The organism is Bacillus sp. FJAT-42315 (assembly GCF_002797375.1).
Classification (GTDB): Bacteria; Bacillota; Bacilli; order Bacillales; family Domibacillaceae; genus Bacillus_CE.
On the sequence record NZ_KZ454941.1, the window covers coordinates 2,455,274 to 2,472,444 of the forward strand.

General features: G+C 38.8%; 17 protein-coding genes. All 17 read right to left on the reverse strand.

Going from position 1 to position 17,171, the window contains the following annotated elements; genetic code table 11:
* Window positions 1–8: 8 nt before the first annotated feature.
* Window positions 9–1,208 (reverse strand): flagellar hook-length control protein FliK, encoded by a 1,200-nt coding sequence (locus CEF22_RS12000; RefSeq protein WP_100403055.1) that lies wholly within the window; start codon window positions 1,206–1,208, stop codon window positions 9–11.
* 27 nt (window positions 1,209–1,235) lie between these two features.
* Entirely contained in the window at window positions 1,236–1,871 is a 636-nt protein-coding gene (locus tag CEF22_RS12005; protein ID WP_100403056.1) for a MotE family protein, read from the reverse strand.
* A 12-nt stretch (window positions 1,872–1,883) separates the two neighbouring features.
* On the reverse strand, window positions 1,884–2,330 hold the full coding sequence (gene fliJ / locus CEF22_RS12010; protein WP_095478606.1) for a flagellar export protein FliJ: 447 nt from the start codon (window positions 2,328–2,330) through the stop codon (window positions 1,884–1,886).
* Complete coding sequence (gene fliI, locus CEF22_RS12015; protein ID WP_100403057.1) at window positions 2,330–3,655, reverse strand: flagellar protein export ATPase FliI; 1,326 nt, start codon at window positions 3,653–3,655, stop codon at window positions 2,330–2,332. The genes fliJ and fliI overlap by 1 nt, the downstream gene beginning before the upstream one ends.
* A complete protein-coding gene (gene fliH, locus CEF22_RS12020; RefSeq protein ID WP_157843230.1) occupies window positions 3,652–4,437 on the reverse strand; it encodes a flagellar assembly protein FliH in 786 nt (261 codons plus the stop codon). Before fliH ends, fliI begins: the two co-directional genes overlap by 4 nt.
* The gene (gene fliG / locus CEF22_RS12025; RefSeq protein WP_095478603.1) at window positions 4,430–5,443 is read right to left on the reverse strand and encodes a flagellar motor switch protein FliG; all 1,014 of its coding nucleotides are present in this window, start codon (window positions 5,441–5,443) and stop codon (window positions 4,430–4,432) included. Before fliG ends, fliH begins: the two co-directional genes overlap by 8 nt.
* A gap of 12 nt (window positions 5,444–5,455) precedes the next feature.
* Window positions 5,456–7,045 carry a flagellar basal-body MS-ring/collar protein FliF gene (gene fliF / locus CEF22_RS12030; protein ID WP_100403059.1) on the reverse strand — a complete coding sequence of 530 codons (1,590 nt, stop codon included), beginning with the start codon at window positions 7,043–7,045 and terminating at the stop codon, window positions 5,456–5,458.
* Window positions 7,046–7,095: 50 nt separating this feature from the next.
* On the reverse strand, window positions 7,096–7,404 hold the full coding sequence (gene fliE, locus CEF22_RS12035; RefSeq protein ID WP_100403060.1) for a flagellar hook-basal body complex protein FliE: 309 nt from the start codon (window positions 7,402–7,404) through the stop codon (window positions 7,096–7,098).
* 14 nt (window positions 7,405–7,418) lie between these two features.
* Entirely contained in the window at window positions 7,419–7,877 is a 459-nt protein-coding gene (flgC, locus tag CEF22_RS12040) for a flagellar basal body rod protein FlgC (RefSeq protein WP_198508065.1), read from the reverse strand.
* A 1-nt stretch (window position 7,878) separates the two neighbouring features.
* Window positions 7,879–8,271 carry a flagellar basal body rod protein FlgB gene (flgB, locus tag CEF22_RS12045; protein ID WP_095478599.1) on the reverse strand — a complete coding sequence of 131 codons (393 nt, stop codon included), beginning with the start codon at window positions 8,269–8,271 and terminating at the stop codon, window positions 7,879–7,881.
* Between the two features lie 326 nt (window positions 8,272–8,597).
* Entirely contained in the window at window positions 8,598–9,377 is a 780-nt protein-coding gene (gene codY, locus CEF22_RS12050) for a GTP-sensing pleiotropic transcriptional regulator CodY (protein ID WP_095478598.1), read from the reverse strand.
* Window positions 9,378–9,479: 102 nt separating this feature from the next.
* Window positions 9,480–10,892, reverse strand: coding sequence for an HslU--HslV peptidase ATPase subunit (hslU, locus tag CEF22_RS12055; RefSeq protein ID WP_095478597.1), 1,413 nt, complete (start codon window positions 10,890–10,892; stop codon window positions 9,480–9,482).
* A 13-nt stretch (window positions 10,893–10,905) separates the two neighbouring features.
* Window positions 10,906–11,451: an ATP-dependent protease subunit HslV gene (gene hslV, locus CEF22_RS12060; protein ID WP_100403061.1), complete on the reverse strand. Its 546-nt coding sequence runs from the start codon at window positions 11,449–11,451 to the stop codon at window positions 10,906–10,908.
* A gap of 17 nt (window positions 11,452–11,468) precedes the next feature.
* The gene (gene xerC, locus CEF22_RS12065; RefSeq protein WP_100403062.1) at window positions 11,469–12,371 is read right to left on the reverse strand and encodes a tyrosine recombinase XerC; all 903 of its coding nucleotides are present in this window, start codon (window positions 12,369–12,371) and stop codon (window positions 11,469–11,471) included.
* A gap of 60 nt (window positions 12,372–12,431) precedes the next feature.
* Window positions 12,432–13,736 carry an FADH(2)-oxidizing methylenetetrahydrofolate--tRNA-(uracil(54)-C(5))-methyltransferase TrmFO gene (gene trmFO / locus CEF22_RS12070; RefSeq protein WP_100403063.1) on the reverse strand — a complete coding sequence of 435 codons (1,305 nt, stop codon included), beginning with the start codon at window positions 13,734–13,736 and terminating at the stop codon, window positions 12,432–12,434.
* Between the two features lie 131 nt (window positions 13,737–13,867).
* Window positions 13,868–15,946: a type I DNA topoisomerase gene (gene topA, locus CEF22_RS12075; protein ID WP_100403064.1), complete on the reverse strand. Its 2,079-nt coding sequence runs from the start codon at window positions 15,944–15,946 to the stop codon at window positions 13,868–13,870.
* Window positions 15,947–16,205: 259 nt separating this feature from the next.
* Window positions 16,206–17,084: a DNA-processing protein DprA gene (dprA, locus tag CEF22_RS12080; RefSeq protein ID WP_100403065.1), complete on the reverse strand. Its 879-nt coding sequence runs from the start codon at window positions 17,082–17,084 to the stop codon at window positions 16,206–16,208.
* Window positions 17,085–17,171: the final 87 nt, after the last annotated feature.

A 17,171-nucleotide genomic window follows, 5' to 3' on the forward strand; every position in this document is an offset into this window, starting at 1 on the left:
GCGATCACCTAAACTTCCATATTTTCTAGTACATCTTTAAATTGTTCTACTGGCTGGTCTTCAGTTTCTTTCTGCTGCGACTGTTGCTGCTGTTGCTTCGTTTGTTGTTCCTGTTGAGATGGACGATCAAACTTTTGAGGGTCCGCTTGACTATGAGCTAACTCAATTTTGTCCACGGTAATGTTTTGTTGAGTAAACGCATGCTTTAAGCTATGAACATGCTGTTCAAACAAATCCTTCACCATAGAAGTCGAAGAAAGAATCTTCGCCGTCATCACACCATTCTGTTGTAACAACTCAATTCTTAAGCTGCCGAGTTGCTCCGGATAAAGCTTAATCAGCAACCGATTACCATTTGGCGTTTTCATTAAGTTGGAATTATTGAGAATTTGTGAAAATTTTTCAATAAACTGTTCCATATTCATCGGCTTCGGATTCGTTGGCACCATCATCGTAAAATTCCCTACTTTTGATAATGGTTGAAAAATAGGTTGAATGACGATTTCTTCTTTAGATAATGCTTGTTCCTGATTTACATGTTGATAGTTTTTAAATGCCTGTTGCAAAACCCCATCTAATTTACTTGAAAGTTCTTTTAATATGCTCTTTAGAGCTTGTTGTTGTTCTTGAATACTTGTATTGCTATCTGCCTTTTCGCTGAACAACTCCCAGACTTTTGCGGCTTGTAATAACGTATTAACTAATTTCCCTTCGGCTTTGGGCCAATCTTGGGGAGAAATTGTTGTTAATAGTTGAATCACACTCAGCATGTCACTTATGTCCGTTGGATTCTCTATATCTGTAGGGGGATCTTCGTTAATCGCCACTTGTCCAGCAACATCGTTTCCATTCGTTATATTGGTGAACTGCTTCATCAGCTTCTCAATCATGCTTTGTAACTCAGTTGGATTCATCCCTAGAAACAGGGCTATTTCTTCAAAGGACGGCATTTTCCCATCAGACATCCATTCCTTTGCTAATGGTTTCACGCCTGGAGCTATGCCCGTTAACTCATCGATGTTTTTCGTATTGATAATTTGTTTAATTGCTTCTAACAGCTGTGATGCTTCATTTTGTACAGTTGCACTTAATCCACTTGTTTCTAATTTCAACATTAATTGGAATGAAGATCCTAACCCCGCTTGCTTAGGTGCGGCAGCTTGATTTATCTGCGAACCACCTAAAAATATATTCCCTACACCTATCATCTATTTGTCACCTCTATGTTTTCTTTCTCATTGAGTGAGCAATTTTGTATACTTTGCAGCTGTTTCTGGCGGGAGCTTCTCTAAAATCTTAGCTTGCTTATCCGTGCTCATCGCTGAAATAATATCGACCGCTTCCTTATCAGATAAATTTACAATGATATTGGCGATGTTCTTCGGTGCCATTGATTCATACGTATCAACCAACGGGTTATCGACTTTATCATCTGGCTTATTTCCCCCGTCTGGCTGGCCATCTTTACTGTCTTGTTGTTGTTTCTGCTGTTGTTCCAGTTCAACCTTTAATCGATCTTTTTCAGTTAACAACTTCTCGACTTCCTGTTTAGAAGCTTCAAGTTTCTTTTGTAACTTCTCGATTTCTGCTTTTTGATCTTCCACTTCTGCCTGTAAGGAAACTAGCCGATTCTTTGCTACTTTCTCGTCTTTCGATGCTTCACTATCAATCATTGAAGACACACCTGGAATGCTCGTACCAAGCTCCTTCGCCTTATCAAAAATATTCACACCAGCGACTGTCATCACAATAAGCGCGACTGTTATTGCAAACAAAATAGGAATCACAATAGCAAAAAGAAACCATTGTAGTTTGCCCGCTTTATTTCCTTTTTCTTGTTCCACGTTTTCTTTTTTCTTTTTTCGTGCCATAATTGCTCCCACCTAATTTCTTTGGTTCATAAATTGAATCGTTGAAATTTCATCCATTTGATGTTGTTCCATCACGAGCAAACTTGCATTAAATTTCTTGAAATCTTTTTCTTTCATTTTCTCATACTTTTTTACTTCAATATTTCTTTCCTGCAATTGCTGTTCGCACCACTGCATTTTATTGCGGGCATGAATAACGACTTGCTGTTGGAAAGAAATCGTTTGTTCAAGGTTGGAAACAAATTGTTGATAATGCTGAACTTCGTATATCGAAAAGCCGCTCACCATTCGCGTTTCTTGATAATCGATTAACTCTTCTTTTTTCTTTAAGAGTGTATAGAGCTTTTCAGCAGCTTCCTCGAATTTTTTCATCGCTTCCATATAACTATTTTGCATTTCTTCTTTTTCTTGTTCTCTCAGCTGCAATATTTTTGTAAATTTATAGTGATAAGCTCCCATTATAACGCTCCTTTTTCAGCTAACTGAATGAGGGATTGAATGCTATTGTCTAATGTCACCTTTTCTTCTGTTTGCTGCTTTAAAAACGAGAGGATCTTCGGATAATACTCAATGGCCCGGTCAATTTCAGCAGATGATCCCTTTTTGTATGCACCGATATTAATTAAGTCTTCTGAATTCAAGTACGTGCTCATCAATTCTCTTATCGTGCCGGCTGCCTGTTTATGTTCTTTTGATGCTAAATGGCTCATCAATCGACTGATACTTTTTAAAACATTAATCGCCGGGTACTGTCCTTTATTGGCTAGTTCTCGATCCAGGACAATATGACCATCCAAAATTCCACGAACAGCATCGGCAATCGGTTCATTCATATCATCCCCATCGACTAGTACCGTATAAAAAGCAGTAATTGTGCCATGATGATTGGTGCCCGTTCGCTCAAGTAGCTTCGGCATAATCGCAAACACAGAAGGAGTATATCCTTTCGTAGCTGGAGGTTCTCCAACCGCTAGGCCTACTTCCCGTTGTGCCATGGCCACACGAGTAACAGAATCCATCATTAGCATAACATTTAAGCCTTTATCTCGAAAATACTCAGCAATGGCCGTTGCCGTAAACGCTCCTTTAATTCTCATTAACGCAGGCTGATCGGAAGTAGCAGCGACGATGATGGAGCGAGCTCGGCCCTCGGGACCAAGATCTCTTTCCACAAATTCGCGGACCTCTCTTCCGCGCTCTCCGATTAAGGCAATCACGTTAATGTCTGCATTTGTGTTTCTAGCAATCATCCCGAGTAAAGTACTCTTTCCGACACCGCTTCCTGCAAATATCCCGATTCTTTGCCCTTTCCCTACCGTCAATAAGCTATCAATCGCCCTTACTCCTACTTCTAATTTCTCACTAATAGGTGGCCTACTTAGAGGATTAGGTGGTTTTTTTTCCGTCCCGACTGTTGTCAATGTTTTCGGTAAGGGTGTCCCATCTAAAGGTTCCCCCATAGAGTCAATAACTTTTCCTATTAAAGCTGGACCTACCTTCACTTCAAGCGATCGACCTGAATTCTCAACTAAGCTTCCAGGAGAAATGTCATTAATATCTCCATAAGGCATTAAAACGACCATTTCTTCTTTAAAGCCGATCACTTCTGCTGGAATAAACGTCTTAGGTTGATCCTCTTTATTCGGATAAATATAACAAACATCGCCAATTGAAGCTTTTGGTCCTTGGGATTCAATCATAAGCCCTACTACCCGCTTGATTCGACCGTATCTCTTGTATGTATCTAATTGTTCCAGTTTTGATGACAATGTCGTTATATTCACTGTTCTTCACCTTCAAGAAGTTCAAATAGTTGTGTTCTTAACTGCCATAATTGACTATCAATGCCTACATCAATTCTTCCCTGTTTCGTGTCGATGTAGCAACCATTTTCTTCAAGCTCTTCATTTGGATAAATGTATATAAGAGTATCAACAGGGAACATCGCTTCAAACTCTACTTTTTGATCAACGACAAGCGGATAGTGAACAGGGTGGACATGAATTTGGATTTCTTTTTGATCATATACTTCTTTCAATGCTTGTTGTAAAACAGGAAGGAACATGTCTGGATGCTCCTGTAACACCTGTCCTAAAATTTTTTCAGCTGTTTGCATAGCCAAATGCAAGATCGTCTTTTCTGCTTGTTGAACATTATTTTGATACTCTTGTTGCGAACTAACTACCGCTTGTTTAGCTGCTTCGATTAACTGTTCGTATTCGCTGTAGCCTAATTGTCGACCTTCTTCATGACCGCTTGCTACACCTTCTTCATGAGCTTTCTCTATTAACAGCTTTCTTTCCTCATTCCACGCTTGTCTTTCTTCGTTCACTTGCGCTCTAATTTCTTCGCTTTCTTCTTTAGCTTTTTGGATCATTGAATCAGCTTCTATATAAGCCTTATCTAATTGCTTCTGCCTTTCTGCTTCCAATAAAGCCTTTTGACTACTTTCTTCTTTTTTTTGTTCCTCTATCAGTTCTTTCTCCGATTGAATGATTTTTATTTCGATCATTTTTTGAGGTTCACTTGGCATTTCTGTTCTTTGAGATTTAATCAGCCTAGACAATGATGTCATCTCCTCCGCCACGCGCGATGATAATTTCCCCTGCTTCCTCTAACCTACGAATCGTAGCTACAATGCGGGATTGAGATTCTTCTACATCGCGGAGACGCACAGGTCCCATATATTCCATCTCTTCTTTGAAAGTATCCACCATCCGTTTAGACATATTACGGAATACAACATCCTTCACTTCTTCACTAGACACTTTCAATGAAAGCAATAGATCTTCATTCTCACAGTCACGGATAACGCGCTGAATCGATCTGTTATCCAATGTAACGATATCTTCAAAGACGAACATCCGTTTCTTGATTTCTTCTGCGAGTTCTGGATCTTGAATTTCAAGTGCATCCAAAATCGTTTTCTCCGTTGCTCGATCGACTCCATTCAATACTTCCACAACTGCCTCTACTCCACCTGTTTGTGTATAATCTTGCGTGACAGTTGCGCTTAGCTTTCGCTCAAGAATCGCTTCAACTTCATTAATAATTTCAGGAGATGTGCTATCCATAATCGCTATCCGTTTAGCAATATCCGCCTGTACCTCTTGAGGCAACTCCGATAGAATTTGACCCGCTTGTTGCGGGTCTAAATAAGATAAAATCAATGCAATCGTTTGTGGATGTTCATTTTGAATAAAGTTCAATATTTGATTCGCATCCGCTTTCCTTGCAAAATCAAACGGCCTTACTTGCAAAGACGAGGTCAGTCGATTAATAATCGTTTGTGCTTGGTCTTTACCAAGAGCTTTCTCTAAAACTGTTTTCGCATAGCCAATTCCCCCTTGACTAATATAGTCTTGAGCAAGGGCAATATTATGAAACTCGTCAAATACTTCTTCTTTTATTTCAGATTCGACCTTCTTAACACCCGAAATTTCTAGAGTTAAACGTTCGATTTCTTCCTCAGACAAATGTTTGTAAACTGACGCCGATACGTCAGGGCCAAGAGAAATGAGAAGAATGGCTGCTTTTTGTTTACCTGTCAATTTTTTATCTCTAACGCCCACTTCCAATACCTCCTACTCCTCTGATAACCATGACCGCAATAGCTTGGCAAATTCTTCAGGCTTTTCTTTTGCCATTTTCTCCAGTTGCTTTCTTTTTATAGATCCTTCGTCTGTTGCTTCTTCAATGTCGGCAATCGTTTCAAGAATCTCTAATTCTTCTTCGAATTCTTCCTCATCCTCGTCTTTATTTCTACGAGAACGAATCATTAAGAAGACTAATAAACCAATGACAACTAGTAAAATCCCACCAATAACATAAGCCCACCACGGTAATAGCGGCTGTGCCTTCTCTTCAAAATCAACCTTTCCATTGAATGGTTGAACAGAAACAGCAATCTTATTCTCTAAATCTTGATCGGTCAGTTCTGCACCGTACCCCTTGTCAATAGATGTGCGCACGATTGTTCCGAGCATTTGCTGAATATCATCTACTCGCTCTTGCGGAAGTGATTCTGGATCGTTAGGCTTAGGTGGTTCCACCATAACTTGGATACCCAAATCTCTTATTTTATAAGGACTTTCCGTAATTACTTTTCGAATTCGATTCACTTCATTGTTAATCGTTTCTTCTGTTCGTTCATAATCACCAGATTCGCCCGTTCCTTGCATGTAAGTAGAACCGAGAGCATCAGCAGGGTCCTCTCCTTGAGGAATACCGCCAGCAGCAGCCCCATTACCAGTAAATGTTTCTGTAATCCTTTGGGCGCTAATTTGAATTCCTTCCATGTTGTCTTCATCCACAGGAGTGACAAGGTTTTCCTCTCGCTTTTCTTGTGTAAAATCGATATCTGCCGTAACGGATGCGACCACTTTTCCTTGACCCATTAATGTGCCAAGCATACTTTGAACTTGACGTTGAATATCACGTTCAATTTGTCGTTTCACGTCCATTTGCTGAACGAGGCTATTTCCAGACAGTGAGCTACCATTTTGAAGATCAAAGTACTCAAAGTTCTGATTCATAATAACGATGTTTTCTGTCGGTAAATTTGGTACACTTTTAGACACTAAATGATATAAAGATTTAATTTGCTTTTCATCAAATTGGTATCCTGGTTCTGTACTTAAGACGACAGAAGCAGATGCTTTCTCTCCGTTTTCCTTGATGAATACATCTTTTTCAGGAAGGGTAATCATTACCTTTGCGTCTTTGACCCCTTCAATTCCTGTCATGAGCTGAGCTAGCTCCGTCTGCATTGCATCGAGCTTCATAATATTAAACTCGTTATCTGTCATACCAAAACCAGCATTTTCACTAAAAAAGCTATAATCGATATTACCTGATTTCGGCAGCCCCTCAGCTGCTAAATCTACTTTTAACGTATCTACTGCTTCTTTCGGGACAAGAATTCCTGTTCCGCCTTCCGTAATCTCGTATGTAACTCCTCGCCCATCTAGATTTTCTTTGATTGCTCCAATCTCAGTAGGGGAAAGATCACTATATAATGGAACCATATCCTTTTTTGTTGCAAGAAGAACTGTTATTGTGATAGCCGCTACAAATAGCAAAAAAGCACCTATTCCGATCATCTTTTGCTTTTTTGTTCGACTGTTCCAGTACTCCTTCAAGCTATTTATTTGCTGACTAAATTTATCATTCATCACAATCCCCCGGTTATTTCACTACTAATTGCAAATTTTCTCGTATACTATTACATTGGCATTCTCATGATCTCTTGATATGCTTCAACCACTTTGTTTCTGACTTCCATCGTCAACTGCATTGAAACACTCGCTTTTTGACTTGCAATAAGCACTTGATGAAGATCGACATTTTCTCCATGAATCAATTTATCTGTCATTTGTGTCGATTTTGTCTCTACTTTATTCAATTCATTGATTGAATTCTTCAGCATGCTAGCAAAATTCTCTTGCGCTTCACTAGGAGACGCTTTTTTGCTATTTTCTATCGCATTTGTTTTTATAAACGGGGATACTCCCTGAATTGATTCGATAGCCACCTTATCCACCTCCGTTATTTACCAATTTCTAATGCTTTCATCATCATTGACTTAGATGCATTGAATACTGTTACATTTGCTTCATAAGACCGAGTTGCTGACATTAAATCCACCATTTCCCTTAAAGGGTCAACATTAGGCATTTGTACGTATCCTTCTTCATTCGCATCCGGATGACTTGGGTCATACACCATTTTATATGGGGTTACATTGTCATCAATGATCTTTGTCACTTTAACCCCGTCACCTACTCCATTTGTTTGCCTACTCATCGCTTTATTTAAAAAGTTAGCGAATTGGTCTTGTTTCGGTTGTAATACGACAGATTTACGTTGATATGGTTGCCATTCTCCATCGACTACCTTAGCACGAGTTGATTCCATATTCGCCATGTTTGAAGAAACAACATCCATTCTCAACCTTTGGGCTGTTAAGGCGGATGAAGTGATGTTCATGCTTTGGAACATGGACATATTACTTTCCTCCTTTAATTACATTTGTAAGAGAATTAAATTTCCCAGCCATCCGATCGGTAAGTGCATTAAAGTAAATTTGATTGGTCGCTAAATCTGACATTTCTTTATCAACATCCACACTATTACCATTTTGGTTATAAGAGACATTTCGTTTCGTCACAATCGCTGGATGTTGATTATTTGATTGGAATTCAAAATGGCGAAAATCAGTACGGTTGGCAGTTATTGCATCATTGAGCGCATTTGTAAAAACTTTCTTAAAACTAACATCCTTCGCTTTATAGTTCGGCGTGTCTGCATTAGCAATATTGTTCGCTAATGTCTTTTGCTTTAACGCTGAATAATTCAATCCCTTCTCCAAAGTTACAAAAGACCCACTAAATAAATTCACTTACGATCACTCCAGCTTTAACTTTATTATTAATTTGATAACAATCATTACTAATCGACATATACCTTTAAAATCTGCACCTAAATATACTACAAATACGCTCATTCCACACTATAATTTACAAAAACTAAATATTTTTTTCATGAACCAAATATGAAAGAAATTAGGAATAGGATATATGACATAAAAACAGAGATTTTCACAATTATATATCCTTATTTAATCACAAATACATACGAACAACAAATGATAAAAAGCACAAATTTCGTAAAAATCAACAAAAACCGCCTGTCGTAAACAGGCGGTTTTTGTTTTTTTATTATAGATTAGTTTGATTTCAACTTTTCTAGTTCCATTAAAAACTTATCATTTAGGACTTTTATATACGTTCCTTTCATCCCTAATGAACGAGATTCAATAACGCCTGCACTTTCTAATTTACGAAGCGCATTAACGATAACAGAACGCGTGATACCCACTCGATCGGCAATTTTAGATGCAACCAATAGTCCTTCTTTTCCATCTAATTCTTCAAAAATATGTTCAATCGCTTCTAACTCACTATAAGATAGAGAGCTAATCGCCATCTGAACAACTGCTTTACTTCTTGCTTCTTCCTCAATTTCTTCTGTTTTCTCACGTAGGATTTCCATCCCAACGACCGTAGCACCGTATTCCGCTAAAATAAGATCATCGTCATGGAATTGCTCTTCAAGACGAGCAAGAACTAATGTCCCTAACCGTTCTCCAGCACCGCTAATCGGTACGATTGTCGTAAAGCCGTTTTTGAATAGCTCCTTATTTTCGACAGGGAATGCCGTATATTCACTGTCTACATCTAGATTAGAAGAAGTCTCTTGGATGTTAAAAAGATTGTTTGTATACTCTTCAGGAAACTGACGCTCAGCTAACATTTTTTTCATGCGCTCGTTCTCAATTTGTTGATTAACCCCAAACCCTAACAATTTCCCACGGCGACTAACAACGAAAATATTCGCTTCAATCACTTCCGAGAGAGATTCTGCCATTTCCTTGAAATTGACTGATTTACCAGCTGCGTTTTGCAGCATTTTATTAATCTTTCTCGTTTTATCTAATAAATTCATCATTAAATCCTCCTACAAATGACTGAATATTCTACAGCCGATCCTAGTATTTCATTTTTTTAGTATATTTTTTCTTACCCATATTATAGGTATTTTGAAACATTATAATATAAACTGACTTAAATCTTTGTTTCGCGAAATAGCCTCTAGCTTCTCATTGACATACTGAGAGGTAATTGTGATTTTTTCCATTGTGATATCAGGAGCTTCGAAAGATAAATCTTCAAGTAGCTTTTCCATAATTGTATGAAGTCTACGCGCACCAATATTATCAGTATTTTGATTCACTTCAAAAGCCATTTCAGCAATTCTACGAATAGCATCGTCAGAAAATTCAATTTCTATACCTTCCGTTTCCAATAATGCCTCATATTGCTTTAACAATGCATTATCTGGTTCAACAAGGATTCGAACAAAATCTTCAACCGCTAACTTTTGTAGTTCGACTCGAATCGGAAAACGCCCTTGTAACTCTGGTATTAAATCTGATGGCTTTGACATATGAAAAGCCCCAGCCGCAATAAAAAGAATAAAGTCCGTTTTGATTGATCCATACTTTGTGACAACTGTTGACCCTTCAACAATTGGTAAAATATCTCTTTGTACTCCTTCTCGCGAAACACTTCCTGAAGAAGCAGTCGCACCTTTAGCAGCTACTTTATCAATTTCATCAATGAAAATGATCCCTGTTTGTTCCGCTCGGTTCACAGCCTCTTGCGTCACATCATCCATGTCAATGAGCTTTTGTGCTTCTTCCATCGTTAAAGCTTTTCTAGCTTCTTTTACCGCTAGTTTTCTTTTCTTTTTCTTTTTAGGCATTAGGCTACCTAGTGCATCCTGCATATTCATACCCATTTGTTCCATACCTGAACCTTGGAACATATCGAACATCGATGGTGGCTGTTCTTCCACCTCAATCGTTACCATTTCCTCTTCCATCTCACCACGCGCCAAGCGATCAGCGACCATTTTTCGCTGTTCACGAATCGTCGTTTCTTCCATTGAATCGTCCGCACTCGTATCTACCTGATTGCCATTTCCACCAAATAACATTTCAAATGGATTTTTCATCGTAGCAGTTTTCTTTTTTGAAGGCACCAGCAATTCAACTAATCGTTTATTGGCAGCTTCTTTTGCAGGCTCCTGTACAGCTTGAATTCGCTCTTCTTTTACAATTCTAACAGCTGTTTCAACTAAATCACGTACCATGGATTCCACATCACGCCCAACATAGCCGACCTCTGTAAATTTCGTCGCTTCAACCTTTACGAAAGGGGCTCCAGCTAGCTTGGCAATTCGACGAGCAATTTCTGTTTTACCTACTCCTGTTGGACCGATCATTAATATATTTTTCGGGATGACTTCATCACGTATTTGTTCATGCAGGAAACTACGGCGATAACGATTTCTTAACGCAATAGCTACCGCCTTTTTCGCATCTTTTTGTCCTACAATATACTGATCTAAGCGTTCAACTATTTGTCTAGGTGTTAACTGTAATGATTTGTTCTCCACGTCTCTTCACTCCTCAGTCGAGTTCTTCCACAATGATCTGATCATTCGTATACACGCATATTTCACCAGCAATTTCAAGAGCTGCTTTTGCAATCTCCTTTGCTGTTAAATGCTCACCGGAAAATTTCTTTAGCGCTCTGCCAGCCGACAAAGCATAATTACCACCAGAACCAATCGCTAATATACCATCATCAGGTTCAATCACTTCTCCTGTTCCAGAAATTAACAGTAGATTTCGTTCATCCATCACGATCAGCATCGCTTCTAGTCTGCGCAATACTTTATCTGATCTCCACTCTTTCGCAAGTTCAACAGCTGCTCGTTGCAAATTACCATTATATTCTTGAAGTCGATTTTCGAATAGCTCAAAAAGGGTAAAGGCATCTGCTACTGATCCAGCAAATCCGGCAAGTACTTTTCCATTAAATAATTTACGCACTTTGCGAGCGGTATGCTTCATGACCACAGCATTCCCAAAGGTCACCTGCCCATCTCCTGACATGGCGCACTTTCCTTTATGCTGTACCGCAAATATGGTCGTTGCATGAAATTGTTCCATTGCTATAGACTCCTCCTTTAGGCACGCGGATGGTGTGATAAGTATGTTTTTCGCAAATGTTCTTTTGTAATATGCGTATAAATTTGAGTGGAAGACAGGTGAACATGGCCGAGTAACTCCTGCACCGTCCTCATATCCGCTCCGTTGTTCAGCAAATGAGTAGCAAATGTGTGCCGCAACATATGGGGATAGATCTTCCCTGTTAACGAAGCCTCACTAATAAGCTTCGTTAATATATAGCGGATTCCCCGAGGTGTCAATGGGGATCCTCTATGATTAACAAATAAATAATCATGTTTCCTGACCGATTGCATTAACGTTTCTCTTGGTTCACCTATGTATCTTTCTAGCGCTTGATGAGCAAAGCTTCCAAAAGGTACATAACGTTGTTTTTGACCTTTTCCATGAACAAGCATGACCGACATCTCAAAATCAATATCCTTTAGTTCGATTGCTGCACATTCACTTACTCGCATCCCCGTTGCATAGAGAAGCTCTAGCAACGCTTTATTACGTATTTGCAATGCGCTTTCTCCTTCACACACAGCAAAAAGCTCCTCCATTTCTTCTTCATAAAAAAAGGAAGGTAACTTCTTTATTTCTTTTCGATGTTGAACGAGAACGAAGGGATTTTCCTTTAAAACTTTCTCTCGAACTAAATAGCGAAAAAAACTTCTCAAGCTCGAAACTTTTCTCGCAATGGACGATCTAGCCAGCTGTCTTTCATGAAGTTCTGTTAAATATAAACGAACGTCAAAATATTCAATATGACCTAACGCCATAATACCTTGTTCACTAGTGAACGTAAAGAATTCATCAATATCTCGTTCGTAACCATCTATTGTATAAGCAGAGTAATTTTTCTCGATTCGCAAATATTCAATAAAGCTTCGTAAATAGTTATTGAAAAGTTTCGACATCAGTACACCCCATAAAGGCTACTAAATAGTATCACACTACTGTAGCCCATGCAATAAAGTTTACAAACTTTTCACAAAAGTTTGAATTTTATCCAATGCTCGAGTAGCGTGCGCTTCATAGCGCTCCTTTTTGTTCCTAATCTTGACAGGAAGCTCAGGGAATAAACCAAAGTTGGCATTCATCGGTTGAAAATTCTTTTCATTAGCGGTTGTGATATAGCAAGCCATACTGCCAATACTTGTTTCTGCAGGGGCAACTAATGGCTCTTCTCCCTTTGCTAGTTTAGCGGCGTTGATTCCGGCCATTAACCCACTGGCTGCCGATTCAACATACCCCTCAACTCCGGTCATCTGACCAGCAAATAGTAAACGTTCCTGGTCTTTTAATTGATAAGTTGGTTTTAGCACTTTTGGTGAATTAATAAATGTATTTCTGTGCATTACTCCGTAGCGGATAATTTCCGCTTGTTCAAGACCTGGGATCAATCGCATGACTTCTTTTTGTGGACCCCATTTCAAATGAGTTTGAAACCCAACGATATTATACAAAGTTCCCGCTGCATCGTCTTGTCTTAACTGCACGACGGCGTATGGTCTTTTCCCTGTTTTTGGATCTTCCAAACCAACCGGCTTCATCGGTCCAAATAACATTGTTTTCTTACCGCGCTTAGCTAGCACTTCAATCGGCATACAACCTTCAAAAAATATTTCCTTTTCAAACTCTTTTAAAGGAACGGTTTCAGCTGAAATTAACGCCTCGTAAAAACGATCAAATTCTTCTTCTGTCATCGGACAGTTTAAATAAGCCGCTTCCCCTTTATCATAACGAGATTTCAAATACACCTTATTCATATCTATGCTGTCTTTTTCAATAATAGGAGCTGCTGCATCATAAAAATATAAATAATCTTGACCGGTTAATTCCTTTAATTTTTCAGACAGCGATGGACTTGTCAATGGTCCTGTCGCAATCACTGTAATCCCCTCAGGAATTTCTGTTACCTCCTCATGAAACACAGTGACATTCGGATGGTTCTTTACTCGTTCTGTCACTTTCGCAGCAAATTCATGGCGATCGACAGCTAACGCTCCTCCTGCCGGCACTGCACAATCATCTGCAGCAGAGATAATAACTGAGTTTAACTTTCTCATTTCTTCTTTTAATACACCAACTGCATTTGTTAATCCATTTGCACGCAATGAATTACTACATACTAGCTCGGCAAATTGATCGGTATGATGAGCAGGTGTTTGCTTCACTGGACGCATTTCATATAAATGTACCTTGATGCCTCTTTCTGCTATTTGATATGCTGCTTCACTTCCTGCTAAACCAGCACCTATGACATTAACTGTTTGCTCCATATCTATTACAACCTCCTGAACAATTAGTGGTGGTACGTACAAGTATATCCCTAAAGCATTGTACAACAGACGTTCTTATAAAAAAAGCATTATATATTAAAAAAACAGAAAAAAGCGGGTTTCCCCCGCTTTTATGTCTGTGGCTCCTCTTTATAATCACAACCTGTACATTGAATCTGTACACCTTTTTTCAATTTCTTTTCGACTAACAGTTGTTCACATTTCGGACATTTCCTTTCAATCGGCTTATCCCACGATAGAAAATCACATTCTGGAAAATGATCACACCCGTAAAAAATTCGGCGTTTTTTACTTTTCCTTTCTATTATATTACCTTCACTGCACTTCGGACATTTCACACCGATTTCTTTCACAATCGCTTTTGTGTTTCGGCAATCCGGGAAATTGGAACAAGCCATAAACTTACCGTAACGTCCCATTTTAAAGACCATCGGGTGACCACAGCTTTCACAATCTTCACCTGCTGGTTCATCTTTAATCTCTACTTGTTCCATCTCCGCTTCCGCCTTGACTAAATGCTGTTCAAAGCCTTTGTAAAATTCATCGATCACTTGAACCCATTCTACTTGTCCGTCCTCTACGCCATCAAGGTCTCTTTCCATTTTTGCCGTAAATTCCACATCGATGATATCATAGAAAAATTCAACCATTAATTCATGGACGATTTCACCTAGTTCTGTCGGAATGAAACGTTTATTATCTAACGATACATAGCCGCGCTTTTGAATCGTATCCAACGTCGGCGCGAAAGTAGACGGACGACCAATTCCAAGCTCTTCAAGTGTTTTCACAAGGCGAGCCTCTGTATATCTAGGTGGCGGTTGCGTAAAATGCTGCTTCGGATCAATTTCTTCAGCCTTCACTTTATCTCCCACTTCTAAGTTTGGCAATTGTTTTTCTTTCTCTTCTTGTCCATCGTCTGATCCTTCTACATATACCTTCATAAACCCAGGAAATTTAATTTTGGAACCGGTTGCACGAAATGTTACTTCCCCATTGACGACATCCGCACTGACCGTATCCATAATAGCAGGAGCCATTTGACTAGCAAGGAATCGCTCCCAAATCAATTTGTATAAGCGAAGTTGATCTCTTGATAGAGAGTTTTTTAAGCTACTCGGTTCTTTTAAGATACTAGTAGGACGAATAGCTTCATGTGCGTCTTGAGCATTAGATTGTTTTTTCTCTTTCTTCGCTACTGCATTTGTTGTGAATTCTTCACCATGAGTTGTCTTCACATAGTCGTACGCTTCCTTTTGAGCCACTTCAGATATTCTCGTTGAGTCGGTTCTCATATACGTAATTAAACCAACTGTTCCTTCTTTTCCAAGATCGATTCCTTCATACAATTGCTGAGCAAGCATCATTGTTTTTTTCGCTCTAAAATTCAATTTACGTGCCGCTTCTTGCTGTAAAGATGACGTAGTAAATGGCGGAGCTGGGTTTCTTTTGCGCTCTTTCTTCGTTACACTTGCCAGTTGAAATTCATTGCCTTGAATTGCTGAAAGTACTGCTTTCACTTCTTCTTCCGATTTCAACGCGACCTTCTTCCCGGCCTTCCCATAAAATGTCGCTTGGAAAGTGTCTTGATCTTTCAAAAACTTCGCATCGATCGTCCAATATTCTTCAGGTTGAAAGTGTTGAATTTCTTTTTCACGATCAATGATTAACCTTAATGCGACCGATTGTACCCTTCCAGCACTCAGCCCTTTCTTTACCTTCTTCCAAAGAAGGGGGCTAATGTTATATCCAACAAGTCGATCTAATATTCTTCGCGCTTGCTGAGCATCGACAAGATCCATGTTAATCGGTCTCGGATGTTTGAACGATTCTTTAATTGCATCTTTGGTAATTTCATTAAACACTACTCGACAATCCGATGTAATATCAAGATTTAAACTATGCGCTAAGTGCCAAGCAATCGCTTCTCCTTCTCTGTCGGGGTCAGCTGCAAGATAAATTTTCTTCGCTTTTTTCGCTGCGGTCTTTAACTCTTTCAAAACAGGACCTTTACCGCGAATCGTTATATATTTCGGTTCATATTGATGGTTTATATCTACACCCATCTGACTTTTTGGCAAATCACGCACATGGCCCATGGATGCTTTCACTTTATATCTCTTCCCCAAATAACGTTCAATCGTTTTTGCTTTTGCAGGGGATTCTACTATTACTAAATAATCTGACATGCCTAAACCTCCCCTAGAGGTGAAAATAAATAGATGTAACAAACATTATTATCTGTCTTCATAAGGATTGTCAATGAATTCGTGTTTATTTTCTCTATTTCGTTTTCCCTGTATAAATATTTGATTTACCTTATAGTTAAAAATGATGATTCTTTTGCAAAATTTAATACAGATTACGAAGAATTGCAACCTTTTTTTAAAAAACTTTCCAAAAAGAATCGAAGTGAGGAGAGGTTTTACCGAGTTTCTTCATTATATTTCATCCATTTTTAATGAGTTCATTTAAAATATCTTCACTCGTTCTCACTAGTTTCGCACCATCATTTATTAAGTCATTTGTTCCTTCTGACAAGGGATCATTAATTTTTCCAGGGATACAAAAAACATCTCTTCCTTGTTCTAAAGCACAATACGCTGTAATTAAAGATCCACTTCTTTTCCCAGCTTGTATGACTAATGTACCAAGAGAAAGCCCGCTAATGATTCGATTTCTCGCCGGGAATTGCCATTTTTCCGGGCGGGTATTTGGAGGATATTCGGATAAGATAAGTTGAGTTTTCGCCATTTCACGAGCAAATGAAACATTCTCTGCTGGATAAAGATGCTGAAATCCCCCAGCAATTACGGCGATCGTCCGACCAGATAGCTTCATCGCCTCTTTATGGGCAAATATATCTATTCCTTTTGCTAAACCACTCACGATCACACACTGATGTTCGACAAGTTTCGGCATAAGCAATTGAATCGACTGTAATCCGTATTCATCAGCTTTCCTAGCGCCAACGATTGCTAATTTCCGTTCAAATGATAGTAAAGAGAGATCTCCTAATGCATATAAGCCCCAAGGAGGTTGCGGAAGATACGATAAAAGTTTGGGGTATTTCTCACTATATAAGGGAATAAAGGATATTTTTTTAGATTCATACACTTGGAGAGTGGGTTCAATAGGTTGTTGTAGATGTTTAATAATCTGAGAGGATTGAGGGCTTGAGATGTTTAATAACGAAGAATAATAAGAAGATGAATAATTATACAGTTCGTCTAAATTCGGGTCTTTTTTTAGTAATAAATAAATCGATTTCCAACCGATCCATGGACAATGCTGTAAGTGGATAAGTTTTTTTGTGAACAGGTCCAAGATGAACTCCTCCTTTTTTAAATGATATTGTTTTCGATTATTTTCGACTTATTTCAATGAGCTAAAAAGCAACGCTATACACCTTAA